Here is a 17971-nt window from a genome sequence, read left to right on the forward strand (position 1 = left end):
GCGTTCTGATTTAATCTGTAATCAAGCTGAATATCAGTCTCTTCGCCAAAACATCTTCGGCGTTGTAAGGTTAAGCCTCACGGTTCATTAGTATCGGTTAGCTCAATGTATCGCTACACTTACACACCCGACCTATCAACGTCGTCGTCTTCAACGTTCCTTCAGGACTCTCAAGGAGTCAGGGAGAACTCATCTCGGGGCAAGTTTCGTGCTTAGATGCTTTCAGCACTTATCTTTTCCGCATTTAGCTACCGGGCAATGCCATTGGCATGACAACCCGAACACCAGTGATGCGTCCACTCCGGTCCTCTCGTACTAGGAGCAGCCCCCCTCAATTCTCCAGCGCCCACGGCAGATAGGGACCGAACTGTCTCACGACGTTCTAAACCCAGCTCGCGTACCACTTTAAATGGCGAACAGCCATACCCTTGGGACCTACTTCAGCCCCAGGATGTGATGAGCCGACATCGAGGTGCCAAACACCGCCGTCGATATGAACTCTTGGGCGGTATCAGCCTGTTATCCCCGGAGTACCTTTTATCCGTTGAGCGATGGCCCTTCCATTCAGAACCACCGGATCACTAAGACCTGCTTTCGCACCTGCTCGAGCCGTCACTCTCGCAGTCAAGCTAGCTTATGCCTTTGCACTAACCTCCTGATGTCCGACCAGGATTAGCTAACCTTCGTGCTCCTCCGTTACTCTTTAGGAGGAGACCGCCCCAGTCAAACTACCCACCAGACACTGTCCGCAACCCGGATCACGGGTCTACGTTAGAACACCAGCCATTAAAGGGTGGTATTTCAAGGATGGCTCCACACGAACTGGCGTCCGCGCTTCAAAGCCTCCCACCTATCCTACACATCAAGGACCAGTGTTCAGTGTCAAGCTATAGTAAAGGTTCACGGGGTCTTTCCGTCTTGCCGCGGGTACACTGCATCTTCACAGCGAGTTCAATTTCACTGAGTCTCGGGTGGAGACAGCCTGGCCATCATTACGCCATTCGTGCAGGTCGGAACTTACCCGACAAGGAATTTCGCTACCTTAGGACCGTTATAGTTACGGCCGCCGTTTACCGGGGCTTCGATCAAGAGCTTCGCGTTGCCGCTAACCCCATCAATTAACCTTCCGGCACCGGGCAGGCGTCACACCGTATACGTCCACTTTCGTGTTTGCACAGTGCTGTGTTTTTAATAAACAGTTGCAGCCAGCTGGTATCTTCGACTGATTTCAGCTCCATGGGTAAACCACTTCACCTACATATCAGCGTGCCTTCTCCCGAAGTTACGGCACCATTTTGCCTAGTTCCTTCACCCGAGTTCTCTCAAGCGCCTTGGTATTCTCTACCTGACCACCTGTGTCGGTTTGGGGTACGATTTGATGTTACCTGATGCTTAGAGGCTTTTCCTGGAAGCAGGGCATTTGTTACTTCAGCACCGTAGTGCCTCGTCATCACACCTCAGCGTTAGTAAGCGTCCGGATTTACCTAAACGCTCCGCCTACATGCTTAAACCGGGACAACCGTCGCCCGGCTAACATAGCCTTCTCCGTCCCCCCTTCGCAGTAACACCAAGTACAGGAATATTAACCTGTTTCCCATCGACTACGCCTTTCGGCCTCGCCTTAGGGGTCGACTCACCCTGCCCCGATTAACGTTGGACAGGAACCCTTGGTCTTCCGGCGTGCGGGTTTTTCACCCGCATTATCGTTACTTATGTCAGCATTCGCACTTCTGATACCTCCAGCATCCCTCACGAGACACCTTCGCAGGCTTACAGAACGCTCCCCTACCCAACAACACATAGTGTCGCTGCCGCAGCTTCGGTGCACAGTTTAGCCCCGTTACATCTTCCGCGCAGGCCGACTCGACCAGTGAGCTATTACGCTTTCTTTAAATGATGGCTGCTTCTAAGCCAACATCCTGGCTGTCTGAGCCTTCCCACATCGTTTCCCACTTAACTGTGACTTTGGGACCTTAGCTGGCGGTCTGGGTTGTTTCCCTCTTCACGACGGACGTTAGCACCCGCCGTGTGTCTCCCGTGATAACATTCTTCGGTATTCGCAGTTTGCATCGGGTTGGTAAGTCGGGATGACCCCCTAGCCGAAACAGTGCTCTACCCCCGAAGATGAGTTCACGAGGCGCTACCTAAATAGCTTTCGGGGAGAACCAGCTATCTCCCGGTTTGATTGGCCTTTCACCCCCAGCCACAAGTCATCCGCTAATTTTTCAACATTAGTCGGTTCGGTCCTCCAGTTAGTGTTACCCAACCTTCAACCTGCCCATGGCTAGATCACCGGGTTTCGGGTCTATACCCTGCAACTTAACGCCCAGTTAAGACTCGGTTTCCCTTCGGCTCCCCTATACGGTTAACCTTGCTACAGAATATAAGTCGCTGACCCATTATACAAAAGGTACGCAGTCACACCCCAAAGGGTGCTCCCACTGCTTGTACGTACACGGTTTCAGGTTCTTTTTCACTCCCCTCGCCGGGGTTCTTTTCGCCTTTCCCTCACGGTACTGGTTCACTATCGGTCAGTCAGGAGTATTTAGCCTTGGAGGATGGTCCCCCCATATTCAGACAGGATACCACGTGTCCCGCCCTACTCTTCGAGTTCACAACCTGTGCATTTTGGTGTACGGGACTATCACCCTGTACCGTCGGACTTTCCAGACCGTTCCACTAACACACAAGCTGATTCAGACTCTGGGCTGCTCCCCGTTCGCTCGCCGCTACTGGGGGAATCTCGGTTGATTTCTTTTCCTCGGGGTACTTAGATGTTTCAGTTCCCCCGGTTCGCTTCGTTAACCTATGTATTCAGTTAACGATAGTGTGACGAATCACACTGGGTTTCCCCATTCGGAAATCGCCGGTTATAACGGTTCATATCACCTTACCGACGCTTATCGCAGATTAGCACGTCCTTCATCGCCTCTGACTGCCAGGGCATCCACCGTGTACGCTTAGTCGCTTAACCTCACAACCCGAAGATGTTTCACTTCTGATTGCGAAAATTTGAGAGACTCGAACACACCATTTATCTGTTCTTATTACGGAGAACAGACACAGTGTGTCGTTTCAATTTTCAGCTTGATCCAGATTTTTAAAGAGCAAATATCTCAAACGTCACCCGAAGATGAGTTTTGAGATATTGAGGTCGGCGACTTTCACTCACACAAACCAGCAAGTGGCGTCCCCTAGGGGATTCGAACCCCTGTTACCGCCGTGAAAGGGCGGTGTCCTGGGCCTCTAGACGAAGGGGACACTGAAGTCTCAATCGCAAGACGCCTTGCTATTTACTTTTCATCAGACAATCTGTGTGAGCACTTCAAAGAACGTTTCTTTAAGGTAAGGAGGTGATCCAACCGCAGGTTCCCCTACGGTTACCTTGTTACGACTTCACCCCAGTCATGAATCACAAAGTGGTAAGCGCCCTCCCGAAGGTTAAGCTACCTACTTCTTTTGCAACCCACTCCCATGGTGTGACGGGCGGTGTGTACAAGGCCCGGGAACGTATTCACCGTAGCATTCTGATCTACGATTACTAGCGATTCCGACTTCATGGAGTCGAGTTGCAGACTCCAATCCGGACTACGACATACTTTATGAGGTCCGCTTGCTCTCGCGAGGTCGCTTCTCTTTGTATATGCCATTGTAGCACGTGTGTAGCCCTACTCGTAAGGGCCATGATGACTTGACGTCATCCCCACCTTCCTCCAGTTTATCACTGGCAGTCTCCTTTGAGTTCCCGGCCGAACCGCTGGCAACAAAGGATAAGGGTTGCGCTCGTTGCGGGACTTAACCCAACATTTCACAACACGAGCTGACGACAGCCATGCAGCACCTGTCTCAGAGTTCCCGAAGGCACCAAAGCATCTCTGCTAAGTTCTCTGGATGTCAAGAGTAGGTAAGGTTCTTCGCGTTGCATCGAATTAAACCACATGCTCCACCGCTTGTGCGGGCCCCCGTCAATTCATTTGAGTTTTAACCTTGCGGCCGTACTCCCCAGGCGGTCTATTTAACGCGTTAGCTCCGGAAGCCACGCCTCAAGGGCACAACCTCCAAATAGACATCGTTTACGGCGTGGACTACCAGGGTATCTAATCCTGTTTGCTCCCCACGCTTTCGCACCTGAGCGTCAGTCTTCGTCCAGGGGGCCGCCTTCGCCACCGGTATTCCTCCAGATCTCTACGCATTTCACCGCTACACCTGGAATTCTACCCCCCTCTACGAGACTCAAGCTTGCCAGTTTCAAATGCAGTTCCCAGGTTGAGCCCGGGGATTTCACATCTGACTTAACAAACCGCCTGCGTGCGCTTTACGCCCAGTAATTCCGATTAACGCTTGCACCCTCCGTATTACCGCGGCTGCTGGCACGGAGTTAGCCGGTGCTTCTTCTGCGAGTAACGTCAATCGCTGCGGTTATTAACCACAACGCCTTCCTCCTCGCTGAAAGTACTTTACAACCCGAAGGCCTTCTTCATACACGCGGCATGGCTGCATCAGGCTTGCGCCCATTGTGCAATATTCCCCACTGCTGCCTCCCGTAGGAGTCTGGACCGTGTCTCAGTTCCAGTGTGGCTGGTCATCCTCTCAGACCAGCTAGGGATCGTCGCCTAGGTGAGCCGTTACCCCACCTACTAGCTAATCCCATCTGGGCACATCCGATGGTGTGAGGCCCGAAGGTCCCCCACTTTGGTCTTGCGACGTTATGCGGTATTAGCTACCGTTTCCAGTAGTTATCCCCCTCCATCGGGCAGTTTCCCAGACATTACTCACCCGTCCGCCACTCGTCACCCAAGAGCAAGCTCTCTGTGCTACCGTTCGACTTGCATGTGTTAGGCCTGCCGCCAGCGTTCAATCTGAGCCATGATCAAACTCTTCAATTTAAGTTTGATGCTCGTGAATTAAACTTCGTAATGAATTACGTGTTCACTCAGAGACTTGGTATTCATTTTTCGTCTTGCGACGTTAAGAATCCGTATCTTCGAGTGCCCACACAGATTGTCTGATAAATTGTTAAAGAGCAGTTGCGACGCGCTTTAGCGCTCTGTCGCGAGGTGGCGTATATTACGCTTTCCTCTTTCAGAGTCAAGCGTTTATTTCGCTTTTCTCTGTCGAGATTCTCAGGAGAACCTCGCTGACCCGGTGGCTTGTTTGCCGTTGTTCCGTCTCAGTGGGGCCGCATTATAGGGAGAAATTGAGAACCCGCAAGCAGAAATATAAAAAAACTTTTCGTTCGCTCATTTTCCAGGCAATGCGCCGAATTCACGCCCTATTTGTGCGAAAGTCGCGCGATTTCTTTGGCAAAATCGGCCACCTGACCCCAATCGGTATAAACCACTTCTTTACTGGTATCCGTTTCACCACCGGTCATCTTCATAATGAGACGAATCATGAAGCGATCGAACCAGCCGTAGCGTGGATAACGCAGCGCCCCGGCAAACACCGCGCAGGTATCCGGCTGCCATGGCGAACGTAACAGGAACTTACGTGTATAGCTGTTCGTCTGCGGTGAACGTTTCTCCGGCTTACGCGCCACCAGGTTCACCGCGAAGAAAGCGCTCGGTATCGCCTGCAGCGCCGCCGCATGTTTTTTCACGAAGCGATCAAGGGTGGGATGAAAATGCCCATAGCGAATAGACGCACCAATAATGACGCGATCGTACTGCGTCCAGTCGACATGATCCGTCCGATTCAGATCCACCATTGCCGTCTCGACGTCCAGCTCACTCAGTTGTGAACAGAGATAAGCAGCGATTTCGCGCGTCTGCCCATCACGGGTAGAAAAGAGCATTAATGTTTTCAACGCTGACTCCTGTTATTCGCGCCAGAATGTTGGGGTAAACAGCACCAGCAGCGTAAAGACTTCCAGACGACCAAACAGCATGTTCGCGATCAGGATCCACTTCGCCACCGGGTTCATGCTGGCGAAGTTATCCGCCACCACGCCCAGCCCTGGCCCCAGGTTATTGAGCGTCGCCACGACGGAAGCAAACGCCGAGAAGTCGTCCACGCCGGTGGCGATGATCGCCAGCATGCTAATAATGAAGACCAGCGCGTAAGCGGAGAAGAATCCCCATACGGCTTCAAGAATACGTTCCGGCAGCGCACGGTTGCCGAGCTTAATGCTATAAACCGCATTCGGGTGGACGAGGCGCTTCAGCTCACGGTTCCCCTGCTTGAACAGCAGCAGAATACGAATCACCTTCAGACCACCACCGGTTGAACCGGCGCAACCACCAATAAATGCCGAACACAAAAGAAGAACCGGCAGGAATAGCGGCCAGCGCGCGATGCTATCGGTCGTAAAGCCGGCTGTGGTCGCCATCGACACCACCTGGAAGAAGGCCTGGTTGAGCGTTGTGACCGCCGAGGCATAGATATTATGGAACCACAGCACCAGCGTACAGATCACCACCAGCGTCAGCTGCACGCCGATAAACATACGGAATTCCGGGTCGCGCCAGTACACCTTCAGGCTCCGCCCGCTTAATAAAGAGAAGTGCAGGCCGTAGTTACAGCCAGAGATCAGCAGGAAGATAGCAATAATGGTGTTGATAGTTGGACTATCAAAGAAACCCACGCTGGCATCATGCGTCGAGAAACCGCCGATCGCGATAGTGGCAAAACTGTGGCCGATCGCATCAAACGCCGGCATTCCGGCAAACCACAGCGCCAGCGCGCAGGCCACCGTCAGCAGGACATAGATAAGCCATAGGGTTTTCGCCGTTTCAGCGATACGCGGGCGCATCTTGTTGTCTTTTAGCGGCCCGGGCATTTCTGCTCTATAGAGCTGCATCCCCCCGACGCCGAGGATAGGCAGAATCGCCACCGCCAGCACAATGATCCCCATCCCACCGAACCATTGCAGCATTTGCCGATAGAAGAGTATCGCGTGAGGTAATGAATCCAGCCCCACCAGCGTGGTCGCCCCGGTCGTGGTTAAGCCCGAGAACGATTCAAAGAACGCGTCGGTCACCGTCAGGTTCGGCTGCTCGGAGAATATAAACGGCAGCGCACCCACGCTGCCCAGTACCGTCCAGAACAGGACGACAATCAGAAAGCCTTCGCGCGATTTCAGCTCGCGTTTTTCACGACGGTTTGGCCACCACAGCAGGGAACCAATTACCAGCGCGACGAAAAAGGTCTGGGTAAATGCGCGCCCGGCGCCATCGCGGTAAATCAAAGCCACTAATCCCGGCAGGATCATTGTCCCCGAGAATAAGATGACCAGAAGTCCAACAATTCGAGTAATGGCACGAAACTGCATGTCCGGCGCGTCCTTTGATAATCAATAAAGTCAGGAGGGGGATTATTCGTCAATCGCTAACAAATGCAATGAACCACGGCTAAAATCGGCCAGTCTTGCGGAAAAATCCGCCACTTTCGCCTGCGGAAGCGCCACGCGAAGCTGTACCGAGGCCTGATAGTCGCTGTCGACTATCTGTCCCGCATATTGCTCCACCAGCCCCTCAACGCCCACCAACTGTCCGTATTCGCATAGCAAAGTATATTCGGTTAACGGCGTTTTGATCTCCGTCGACAGCAGATTCAGTGCCTGCTGCACCCCACCGCCATAGGCTTTCACCAACCCACCGGTGCCCAATAAGATACCGCCGTAGTAGCGCACCACTACGGCGGTAATTTCACCGATGCCGCTGCCCATTAGCTGAGCCAGCATCGGTTTACCGGCCGTGCCCGCCGGTTCACCGTCATCAGAGAAACCCAGTTGCTGCGAGTCGTCCGGCCTACCCGCTACCCACGCCACGCAATGGTGACGGGCATCCGGGTGTTCAGCGCGAACCGACTCGACGAACGCTTTGGCCGCTTCCACCCCATCGGTATGCGCCAACAGGGTGATAAAACGGCTCTTCTTGATCTCTTCAACGAAGGTGACCGGCTCCGCCGGTATTCGCCAGCTTTCCATTACGCCAGCTTCAGGTCACGCGTCATATTTTCGATGTTGTTCTCGTGGATCACCACGTTATCTTCAATACGAATGCCGCCAAACGGTTTCAGCGCTTCGATTTTCTGCCAGTTGAAGTGCTTGCTGAACTGGCCTTCGCGCCACGGCGCAAGCAGCGATTCAATGAAGTAGATACCGGGCTCGATGGTCAACACCATGCGCGGCTCCAGCACTCGGGTACAACGCAGATACGGATATTTGGACGGCGCTGCCAGATGCGTACCGCTATCGTCCTGCATAAAGCCAGCAACATCATGCACCTGCAGACCTAACGGGTGACCAATGCCGTGTGGCATAAATGGCCCGGTCAGATCGTTCTCGACCATTGCTTCTTCGCTCATGTCGGTGACGATCTGATGTTTACGCAGCAGTTTGGCAATGCGCTGATGGAACTGAATGTGGTAATCCACATAGCTGGTCCCCGCTTTCATGGTGGCGATCAGCGCCAGTTGCTCGGCGTTGACGTCTTTTACCAGGTGCGCGTAGTCGTTATCGCTGTGCGCAGCCCAGGTACGGGTCAGGTCAGCGGCATAACCGTTGTATTCCGCGCCTGCGTCCAGCAGGAAGCTGCGCATTTCCGAAGGTGCGCGGTGATCCAGCTTGGTGTAGTGCAGCACGGCAGCATGTTCGTTCAGCGCCACAATGTTGCCGTACGGTACATCGGTATCACGGTGACCGGTGGCGGTCAGATACGCCAGGTTGATATCAAACTCGCTCATGCCGGAACGGAACGCTTCTTCCGCGGCACGGTGGCCATTCACCGCCATCTTCTGCGCTTCGCGCATGCACGCCAGCTCGTAATCTGTTTTATAGGAACGATAGTAGTGCAGGTAATCAATAACCCCTTTCGGGTTGATGTTGTTCGCCGCAATACCTAAGCCCAGCGCACGCTCCGGAACCGGACCGATATAGCCGATATTGTCACGGGCAGCGGGCAGTTGGCTGCCAATACCGTCTGCTTTCGGCAGCGCGATAACCTCAACATCCTCCGTCCAGAATGAGGTCGGCAGGGGTTCAACGTTGTGCCAGTAATCGACCGGCAGGTAGAACCACAGCTTAGGTTTATTGACGCCGTCCACCAGCAGCCAGCAGTTAGGTACCTGAGTCACGGGCACCCAGGCTTTAAACTGCGGGTTAACCTTGAACGGGTAAGCGTGGTCATCCAGAAAAACATTCATCAGCTCGCCAGAGTGGATAAGCAGCGCATCAAGCTTAAAACGCTCGAGTGCGTTACGCGCCCGCTCTTGTAAGGTAACAATATGATTTTTATAAAGTGCGGCCAGTGATTCCATTATTTACCCTTCTGAATTTATTGCCCTTTAGTCCCCGCATAGTAGCACACCTCATTGATCCTGCGTGATTTCCCCCGGACGTGATCCGACCAGCAAATATTTAAAGTCTTATTTGCATTTATTTAACACAAAATACACACTCGAGTTTATCTGGTATGACCAGATCATATTGCTGGATTCAGGAGACTGACATGCTCTACAAAGGCGACACCCTGTACCTCAACTGGCTGGAAGATGGCATTGCCGAACTGGTGTTCGATGCCCCTGGCTCAGTTAACAAGTTAGATACCGCAACCGTAGCCAGCCTCGGCCAGGCGCTCGACGTCCTCGAAAAACAAAAAGAGCTGAAGGGGCTGCTGCTGCGCTCTGAAAAGGCGGCCTTTATTGTCGGCGCGGATATCACCGAATTCCTTTCGCTGTTCCTGGTACCAGAAGAACAGTTCAGCCAGTGGCTGCATTTCGCCAACAGCGTGTTTAACCGTCTGGAAGATCTGCCAGTCCCGACGATTTCCGCCGTTAACGGCTATGCGCTGGGCGGCGGCTGCGAATGCGTGCTGGCGACCGACTATCGTCTGGCCACGCCGGACCTGCGCATCGGCCTGCCGGAAACCAAGCTGGGCATTATGCCGGGCTTCGGCGGTTCCGTGCGTCTGCCGCGTCTGTTAGGAGCCGACAGCGCGCTGGAAATCATCGCCGCCGGTAAAGACGTCGGTGCCGAACAGGCGCTGAAAATCGGTCTGGTCGACGGCATCGTTAAACAGGAAAAACTGTTCGACGGCGCGCTGGCGGTCCTGCGTCAGGCGATTAACGGCGACCTCGACTGGAAAGCAAAACGCCAGCCGAAACTGGAACCGCTCAAGCTCAGCAAAATTGAAGCCACCATGAGCTTCACCATTGCTAAAGGCATGGTGATGCAAACTGCGGGCAAACACTATCCGGCGCCGATCACGGCGGTGAAAACCATCGAGGCGGCGGCCCGCTTTGGCCGCGAAGAAGCGCTGAATCTGGAAAACAAAAGTTTTGTTCCACTGGCCCATTCTAATGAAGCCCGTGCGCTGGTCGGTATTTTCCTCAACGACCAATACGTAAAAGGTCAGGCAAAGAAACTGACCAAAAACACCGAACCGCCGAAACATGCCGCCGTGCTTGGCGCGGGGATCATGGGTGGCGGGATCGCTTACCAGTCCGCCTGGAAGGGCGTGCCGGTGATCATGAAGGATATCAATGAAAAATCGCTGACTCTCGGAATGACGGAAGCCAGCAAGCTGCTCAATAAACAGCTGGAGCGCGGCAAAATCGACGGCCTGAAGCTGGCCGGAGTGATCTCCACCATTCAGCCGACGCTGGATTACGCCGGTTTTGATCGCGTTGACGTGGTTGTTGAAGCCGTCGTGGAAAACCCGAAGGTCAAGAAAGCAGTGCTGGCAGAAACCGAGCAGAAGGTGCGCCCGGATACCGTGCTAGCTTCTAACACCTCGACCATTCCCATCGGCGAGCTGGCCGATGCGCTGGAACGCCCGGAAAACTTCTGCGGCATGCACTTCTTTAACCCGGTGCACCGTATGCCGCTGGTTGAGATCATCCGTGGCCAGAAAACCTCAGAAAGCACCATTGCCAAAGTCGTCGCCTGGGCGAGCAAGATGGGTAAAACACCTATCGTGGTCAACGACTGCCCCGGTTTCTTCGTCAACCGCGTGCTGTTCCCGTACTTTGCTGGCTTCAGCCAGCTGCTGCGCGACGGCGCGGACTTCCGCAAGGTTGATAAAGTGATGGAGAAACAGTTCGGTTGGCCGATGGGTCCGGCTTATCTGCTCGACGTGGTCGGTATTGATACCGCGCACCACGCGCAGGCAGTGATGGCGGCCGGTTTCCCGCAGCGTATGCAGAAAGATTACCGCGACGCTATCGACGCGCTGTTTGAAGCAAGCCGCTACGGTCAGAAAAATGGTCTGGGCTTCTGGCGCTATAAAGAAGACAGCAAAGGCAAGCCGAAGAAAGAAGAAGATGCTGCAGTGGACGGCCTGCTGGCCGACGTTAGCCAGCCGAAGCGCGACTTCAGCGACGACGAGATTATTGCTCGTATGATGATCCCGATGGTCAATGAAGTGGTGCGTTGCCTGGAAGAAGGCATCATCGCCAGCCCGGCGGAAGCCGATATGGCGCTGGTCTACGGCCTGGGCTTCCCTCCGTTCCACGGTGGCGCGTTCCGCTGGCTGGATACGCTTGGCAGCGCGAAGTATCTCGATATGGCTCAGCAGTATCAGCACCTTGGCCCGCTGTACGAAGTACCGGCCGGTCTGCGAGACAAGGCGCGCCATAACGAAGCGTATTATCCCCCGGTTGAGCCAGCCCGCCCGGCTGGTGAGCTGAAAACGGCTTAAGGAGTCACGATGGAACAGGTTGTTATTGTTGATGCAATTCGTACCCCGATGGGCCGTTCCAAAGGCGGCGCGTTCCGTAACGTGCGTGCGGAGGATCTCTCCGCGCACCTGATGCGTAGCCTGCTGGCGCGTAACCCGACGCTGGAAGCGGCGGCCATCGACGACATCTACTGGGGCTGCGTACAGCAGACGCTGGAGCAAGGTTTTAACATCGCCCGTAACGCGTCGCTGCTGGCGGAAATCCCGCATTCAGTACCGGCAGTCACCGTTAACCGTCTGTGTGGTTCCTCAATGCAGGCGCTGCACGATGCGGCGCGGATGATCATGACCGGTGATGCGCAGGTCTGTATGGTCGGCGGCGTAGAACACATGGGCCACGTACCGATGAGCCATGGCGTTGATTTTCACCCGGGGATGAGCCGCAATGTGGCGAAAGCCGCGGGTATGATGGGCCTGACGGCGGAAATGCTTTCCCGTATGCATGGCATCAGCCGTGAAATGCAGGATGCCTTCGCCGCGCGTTCCCACGCCCGCGCCTGGGCCGCGACGCAGTCTGGGGCTTTTAAGAATGAAATCATTCCTACCGGTGGCCACGACGCGGATGGCGTGCTCAAGCAGTTTAACTACGACGAAGTGATCCGTCCGGAAACCACCGTTGAGGCGTTATCCACTCTTCGTCCCGCGTTTGACCCAGTTACCGGTACCGTGACCGCAGGGACCTCTTCCGCTCTCTCCGATGGCGCCTCTGCCATGCTGGTGATGAGCGAAAGCCGCGCCCGCGAGCTGGGATTAACCCCGCGCGCGCGCATCCGCTCAATGGCGGTGGTCGGCTGCGATCCGTCGATCATGGGCTACGGTCCGGTTCCGGCCTCAAAGCTGGCGCTGAAAAAAGCGGGTCTGAGCACAAGTGATATCGATCTGTTTGAGATGAACGAAGCCTTTGCCGCGCAGATCCTGCCGTGTATTAAGGATCTGGGGCTGATGGAGCAGATCGACGAGAAGATCAACCTCAACGGTGGCGCGATCGCCCTGGGTCACCCGTTAGGCTGTTCCGGTACGCGCATCACCACCACCCTGCTTAACCTGATGGAACGCAAAGACGCTCAGTTTGGTCTGGCGACAATGTGTATCGGTTTAGGTCAGGGGATCGCGACGGTTATCGAGCGCGTATAAAAAAACGCGCCCCGGAAACTGGGGCGCGCAGTATATCGCTATTGTAGGCCGGGCAAGCGAAGCGCCCCCGGCAAATAACGCCGGATGGTGACGCAAAACGTCTTATCCGGCCTACAACACCACAAAGTTTAGTTGCCGTTCTTCCCGCCTGTCAGGGGCGGGTTTTTTATCTATCGCACGGTGCGCAATAGTAATGAAAAATGTAATAACATCATTTAAATCAGTCAATTACATTTATAACTAAATTCGCGAACGTCCTCACAATCTCCCCTGTCTCATCTGTACAGAAAGGCATCGCCACGTGCAGGATTGCCCGCATCGAATAATATTTATTCAAGGTGATGTTATGGAAAACATTGATGTAATCATTGTTGGCGGTGGGTTCTCCGGCTGTATCGCCGCCATCGCCGCCGCGCGCAACCAAGCCAGGACAGTGGTCGTTGAAGCCAGCGCCTGCCCAGGCGGATCGCTAACCACCAATGGCGTGAATCCGATGATGACCTTTCATGCCGGTGACAATCAGGTTATCCGCGGTATTACGGAAGAACTGATTTCGCGCCTCAAACGGCAGGGAAAATCCCCTGGACACCTCCCGGACCCAAGCCGTTTCACCCCCACCTACACACCGTTCGACGCCGAAGCGATGAAGCACGAACTGGAGCTGATGATTACCGAAGCCGGAGGCCAGATTCTCTACCATGCCATGCTCGCGGATGTATCTCAGTCCGACAGACGGCTACACGGCATTACGGTTTGCACGCAGTCCGGACTCATGCACCTCAGCGGTAACATGTTCATCGACGCCAGCGGAAACGCTGCGCTGGCGGCAAAAGCGGGCGTTCCACTGGACAAAGGTCGCCCCTCCGATGGCAAAGCGCAGCCGATGACAATGACCATGAAAATGGTCAACGTTGATCGGGAAAAGCTCCGCCGCTATATGCTGGCGAACATCGTTACGCTGAATAACCACTACCAGAGAGACTGCATCGAACTCGCCCCCCGACTCGCCTGCCATGGTTTTGTGGCTGAATTTGCCGCCGCTAAGGCTGCTGGGGAGCTCGATATCCCGCGCGAAGACGTGCTGATTTTTGAAACCAATACGCCCGGTGAGTTTGTTTTCAATACCAGCCGTATTCTTGACCATGACGCCACCGACCCCTGGAGCCTGAGCGATGCCGAGTTTATCGGCCGTCAACAATGTCGACAGCTAGAACAATTTGCCCGCAAGCGGCTTCCCGGTTTTGAGCAAGCAACCGTTGTCCAGACCGGTCCCAGCGTTGGTATCCGCAGCTCATGCCAGATTCAAGGCTGCTATCAGCTCACCGCCGACGACCTGCTGGCGCAAACTCGCTTCGCCGACACCATCGCAATATCAGGCTACCCCATTGATATTCACAGTCCTGACGGCGAAGGAACACAGCATGGCAAATTGCCCGAAGGGGGGATGTACGGTATTCCATGGCGCACACTGATTACCCCATCACTGGATAACCTGATCGTGGTCGGCCGCTGTATATCCGCCACTTTTGAAGCCCAGGCGGCCATTCGCACGACCCCGACCGTTGGCGCTATCGGTCAGGCAGGCGGCATCGCCGCAGCCCTCTCGGTACAGCAACGGCTCAGCGTCCATCAACTTCCCATCGCCCAGTTGCAGGATACCATTCGCCAGCAGCACGGATATCTCGACTTTTAAGGACCCGCTATGGAGACGTTATATCTCATCCAGGTTTGTGCATTATTGCTGATCTTCCTGCTTTTCTCCGGGCTGATGATGAGCCGCAGAATGCCCGCGATTCTGGCACTGCCGCTGATGGCTATTCTGATGCCGCTGGTCGCGGGCGTTCCACTTTTCAGTAAGGACCCAACGACCTACACGATCGCCAATAACGTTCTGACTCAGGGCTCGCTGCGCCTTGGCGCAACCATCATGGCGCTGATTTTTGGCGCCTGGTTTGGCGAAGCGCTGAAAAAAGTTGGCATTACCGAAGCGCTGGTACGTAAAGCCGCAGAGCTATCCGGTGACAAACCTCTGGTGATGGCGATTATTTTCTTCGCCATTAGCACCGTGATTTTCTCCTCCAGCGATGGCCTCGGTATGGTGATTCTGGTCGGTAGCATTGTCATTCCCATTTTGCTGACCGCCGGTCTGTCGCCAATGTCCTGCTGCGTTGTGCTGCTCTCTTCTCACTCTATCGGCGGTCTATTCTCCGTCGGCAGTTGGGCGATGATGCACGATTTATACGGTATTCCCATCGCCGACATCGTCCGTTACACCATGCTGTTTATTATCCCGCCAACGGTGGTGTATCTGGGGATGGTTATCTGGCTGGTCAAACGCGACGCTGTAGTGCGTAAAGCCTGGGCAATGCCAACTACCGAAACGCTGGGTGAGCGTAAACGTATCAGCGATATTGCACTGATCTCCCCCCTGGTGCCCGTCGCGCTGATCTTCTGTTTTAGCCTTGATGTCATACCGGCTATCTGCCTGAGTCTGTTGATTTGTCTGCTGCTGGCTCGCCCCAAACGCCCCACGCATGTGCTGGTCGGCAGCCTTATTGAAGGGATTCAGAATGTGGCGGGAGCCATCGGTTTAATGGTCGGAATTGGCATATTACTCAATGCGGTGACCGCGCCGCAGGTCAGTGCGTTGCTCAAACCGCTTATCGGCGGGATTGTCCCCGGCTCGATGTGGATGTATATCCTGCTATTTTCCCTGCTCAGCCCGCTCGCGCTCTATCGCGGCCCGCTCAATAGCTACGGTCTTGGCAGCGGCATCGGCGTCTTGATGATGCATGGCGGACTCTCTCCGCTGGCCACCATGCTCGCACTACGGGCGACATCGCTGGTACAGGGGCTTTCCGATCCCACCAATACCCACAACGTCTGGGCTTCTGACTTCACTAAGGTCGACGTAAACAGCATTCTGCGCCAGACCCTGCCGTGGGCGATGGTCGCAGTACTGATCTCCATGGTTATGGCGGGCGTCATCGCCTATTAAGGAGCCGCTATGGCGACAAAAAAATACCGCATCGGCATTGATGTGGGTGGCACATTTACGGATGCAGCGGTCATTGATAACGACACGTTTGAACTGGTCGCGAAAAAAAAGATCCCCACTACGCACCATCATCCGCATGGCGTAGCGCATGGCATTATTGTCATCATTCAGCAGTTGCTGGCGGAAAACCACCTTTCACCGCAGGAAGTCAGCTTTATCGCCCATGGCACCACGCAGGCAACCAACGCCTTGCTGGAGGGGGATGTCGCCAAAGTGGGTATTCTGGCGATGGGCAGCGGCCTGGAAGGTAAAAGCGCGCGCAAAGAAGCGACGATTGAGAATATCCCTCTGGCGAACAACAAGTATCTTCAGACCTGCAATTGCTTTCTCGACACCCGGCAAATGGACGATAACACGATTCGGGCTGCGATTGACGAACTGCGCCACCAGGGGGCGGAGGTCATTGTTGCCTCTGAAGCCTACAGCGTAGACGATCCCCGCAATGAGCTACGCGTCATGGCGCTCGCCACGCAAATGGGGCTTTGCGCCACCGCCGGGCACGAGATTAGCCAACTGTACGGTTTGAAAACTCGCACCCGTACCGCCGTGGTCAATGCCAGCCTGATCCCCCGCATGCTGGAAACAGCCAATATGACCGAACAGGCGATAAAGGCCGCCGGTATTAGCTCGCCATTGATGATCATGCGCTGTGATGGCGGGGTGATGAACATTGACGAAGTCCGTAAACGCCCCATTCTGACTATGCTATCAGGACTGGCCGCTGGCGTGGCTGGCGCGCTGATGTATGAGAAAGTCTCCGACGGCATTTTCTTTGAGGTTGGCGGCACCAGTATTGATATCTCGGTGATCAAAAACGGTAAGGTCATGATTCAGAATGCCCAAGTCGGCGGGCATCGTACCTACCTGCGTTCACTGGATGTGCGCACGCTGGCGATTGCGGGCGGCAGCATGATCGTTGTCGAAAATGGTAGGCTCGCCATGACCGGTCCGCGCAGCGCGCACATTGCAGGGTGCGATTACGAATGCTTTGCCGCAGAAGGAACCTTCGATAACTCACCTACGCTTGAGTTTATCTCCCCACTGCCCGGCGACCCGCCAACCTATGCAGCCATCCAGACCTCTCATGGCAAGCGTTACGCACTAACGCTGGCGGGTGCCGCGAACCTGCTGGGCTATATTCCCGCCGGTGATTACGCTGCGGGAAACCAGACCTGTACACGGGCTGCCTGGCAACTCCTGGGCCAATCGCTGGGGTTAAGCGCAGAGCAGACCGCGCGTCAGGCGCTGGATATCGCCATCGCCAACGTGATGGTTGTGGTGGATGAAATGATACGGGAGTACCAGCTCGATCGACACTTCATTACTCTGGTCGGCGGCGGAGGGAGCGGGTCTGTGCTGATACCGGCAATGGCGGAGAAAACCGCCATGAAATACAATCTCGCCCGCAACGCGCCCTATATCTCAACTATCGGCGTTGGCATGGCGATGGTGCGGGAGACACTGGAAAAAAGCGTCGTAAACCCTGATGACACTGCGATCAAAAAAATTCGCGCGGAGGTGCTGGAGCGCATTGTGCAATCAGGCGCAAACGAAGCGACAGTCGATATCAGCATTGAAATTGATCAACAGAAAAACATCCTGCGCGCCATTGCCACTGGCGCCACCGAACTTCGACAAAAAACCTCGTTGAATAAAACGCTGTCCGTCGAACAGCTACGGCAGATCGCCGCTGAATCCGTCAACCTTGAAGCTCACGCCATGATCATCACCTGCCAGACCGGGCGCTGGTCATTGTTCTGCGGCACCTATGAGAAAAAAAGCTGTTTTGGCCTACTGAAGAAACGAATCGCCCGCCTGAGCGTTGTCGACCGGGAGGGCGTTGTACGTCTGAAAAAGGAGAACGCCAATTGGCTACTTTTCCAGCGCGGAGAAATCGCCTCGCACTTCGCCGAGTTTATTGATAACAACACGCGCTATTCCGAGGCCAATGCCGCTATCCCCCGCGTATATCTCTTCTGGAAAGAAAAGATGCTCGACCTGAGCGGTATGCAAACCAAAGATCAGATGTTGTCGATTATCGAGATGGAGTTGGAAATGGAAGAGCCGCAGCAATCCATCGTCGCGATTGCCTGGCAATAAG

At 54.7% G+C, this 17971-nt stretch carries 9 protein-coding genes, 1 tRNA gene and 2 rRNA genes; 5 read left to right on the forward strand and 7 right to left on the reverse strand.

All coding sequences use genetic code 11. The features are described 5' to 3' along the window. Nucleotides 1–66: 66 nt before the first annotated feature. The 7 genes from K7B04_RS03765 to pepQ all read right to left on the reverse strand — a co-directional run bounded on the left by K7B04_RS03765 (nt 67) and on the right by pepQ (nt 9258). A 23S ribosomal RNA gene (locus K7B04_RS03765) occupies nt 67–2974 on the reverse strand. Nucleotides 2975–3185: 211 nt separating this feature from the next. After that, nucleotides 3186–3261 (reverse strand) — tRNA-Glu (locus K7B04_RS03770). 85 nt (nt 3262–3346) lie between these two features. Further along, nucleotides 3347–4886, reverse strand: a 16S ribosomal RNA gene (locus tag K7B04_RS03775). Together the 16S and 23S rRNA genes with 1 tRNA gene alongside form the textbook arrangement of a ribosomal RNA operon. 386 nt (nt 4887–5272) lie before the next feature. Continuing rightward, a complete protein-coding gene (hemG, locus tag K7B04_RS03780; RefSeq protein WP_223803510.1) occupies nt 5273–5806 on the reverse strand; it encodes a menaquinone-dependent protoporphyrinogen IX dehydrogenase in 534 nt (177 codons plus the stop codon). 12 nt (nt 5807–5818) lie between these two features. Next, complete coding sequence (gene trkH / locus K7B04_RS03785) at nt 5819–7270, reverse strand: Trk system potassium transporter TrkH (protein ID WP_064546515.1); 1452 nt, start codon at nt 7268–7270, stop codon at nt 5819–5821. Between the two features lie 42 nt (nt 7271–7312). Next, nucleotides 7313–7927, reverse strand: a complete 615-nt coding sequence (locus tag K7B04_RS03790; protein WP_223803511.1) for an IMPACT family protein — start codon at nt 7925–7927, stop codon at nt 7313–7315. Continuing rightward, a complete protein-coding gene (gene pepQ / locus K7B04_RS03795; RefSeq protein WP_163448201.1) occupies nt 7927–9258 on the reverse strand; it encodes a Xaa-Pro dipeptidase in 1332 nt (443 codons plus the stop codon). Before pepQ ends, K7B04_RS03790 begins: the two co-directional genes overlap by 1 nt. A 191-nt stretch (nt 9259–9449) precedes the next feature. Here pepQ and fadB point away from each other — a divergent pair, with 191 nt between their 5' ends. The 5 genes from fadB to K7B04_RS03820 all read left to right on the forward strand — a co-directional run bounded on the left by fadB (nt 9450) and on the right by K7B04_RS03820 (nt 17970). Continuing rightward, nucleotides 9450–11639 carry a fatty acid oxidation complex subunit alpha FadB gene (gene fadB / locus K7B04_RS03800; protein ID WP_163448200.1) on the forward strand — a complete coding sequence of 730 codons (2190 nt, stop codon included), beginning with the start codon at nt 9450–9452 and terminating at the stop codon, nt 11637–11639. A gap of 9 nt (nt 11640–11648) precedes the next feature. Continuing rightward, nucleotides 11649–12812: an acetyl-CoA C-acyltransferase FadA gene (gene fadA, locus K7B04_RS03805; RefSeq protein WP_223803512.1), complete on the forward strand. Its 1164-nt coding sequence runs from the start codon at nt 11649–11651 to the stop codon at nt 12810–12812. A 346-nt stretch (nt 12813–13158) separates the two neighbouring features. After that, entirely contained in the window at nt 13159–14505 is a 1347-nt protein-coding gene (locus K7B04_RS03810; protein ID WP_223803513.1) for an FAD-dependent oxidoreductase, read from the forward strand. 9 nt (nt 14506–14514) lie between these two features. Beyond that, the gene (locus K7B04_RS03815) at nt 14515–15810 is read left to right on the forward strand and encodes a hypothetical protein (protein ID WP_223803514.1); all 1296 of its coding nucleotides are present in this window, start codon (nt 14515–14517) and stop codon (nt 15808–15810) included. Between the two features lie 9 nt (nt 15811–15819). After that, nucleotides 15820–17970 (forward strand): hydantoinase/oxoprolinase family protein, encoded by a 2151-nt coding sequence (locus K7B04_RS03820; RefSeq protein ID WP_223803515.1) that lies wholly within the window; start codon nt 15820–15822, stop codon nt 17968–17970. Nucleotide 17971 lies beyond the last annotated feature (1 nt).

The organism is Kluyvera sp. CRP (genome assembly GCF_019930565.1).
In the GTDB taxonomy this organism is placed as follows: Bacteria; Pseudomonadota; Gammaproteobacteria; order Enterobacterales; family Enterobacteriaceae; genus Kluyvera; species Kluyvera georgiana_A.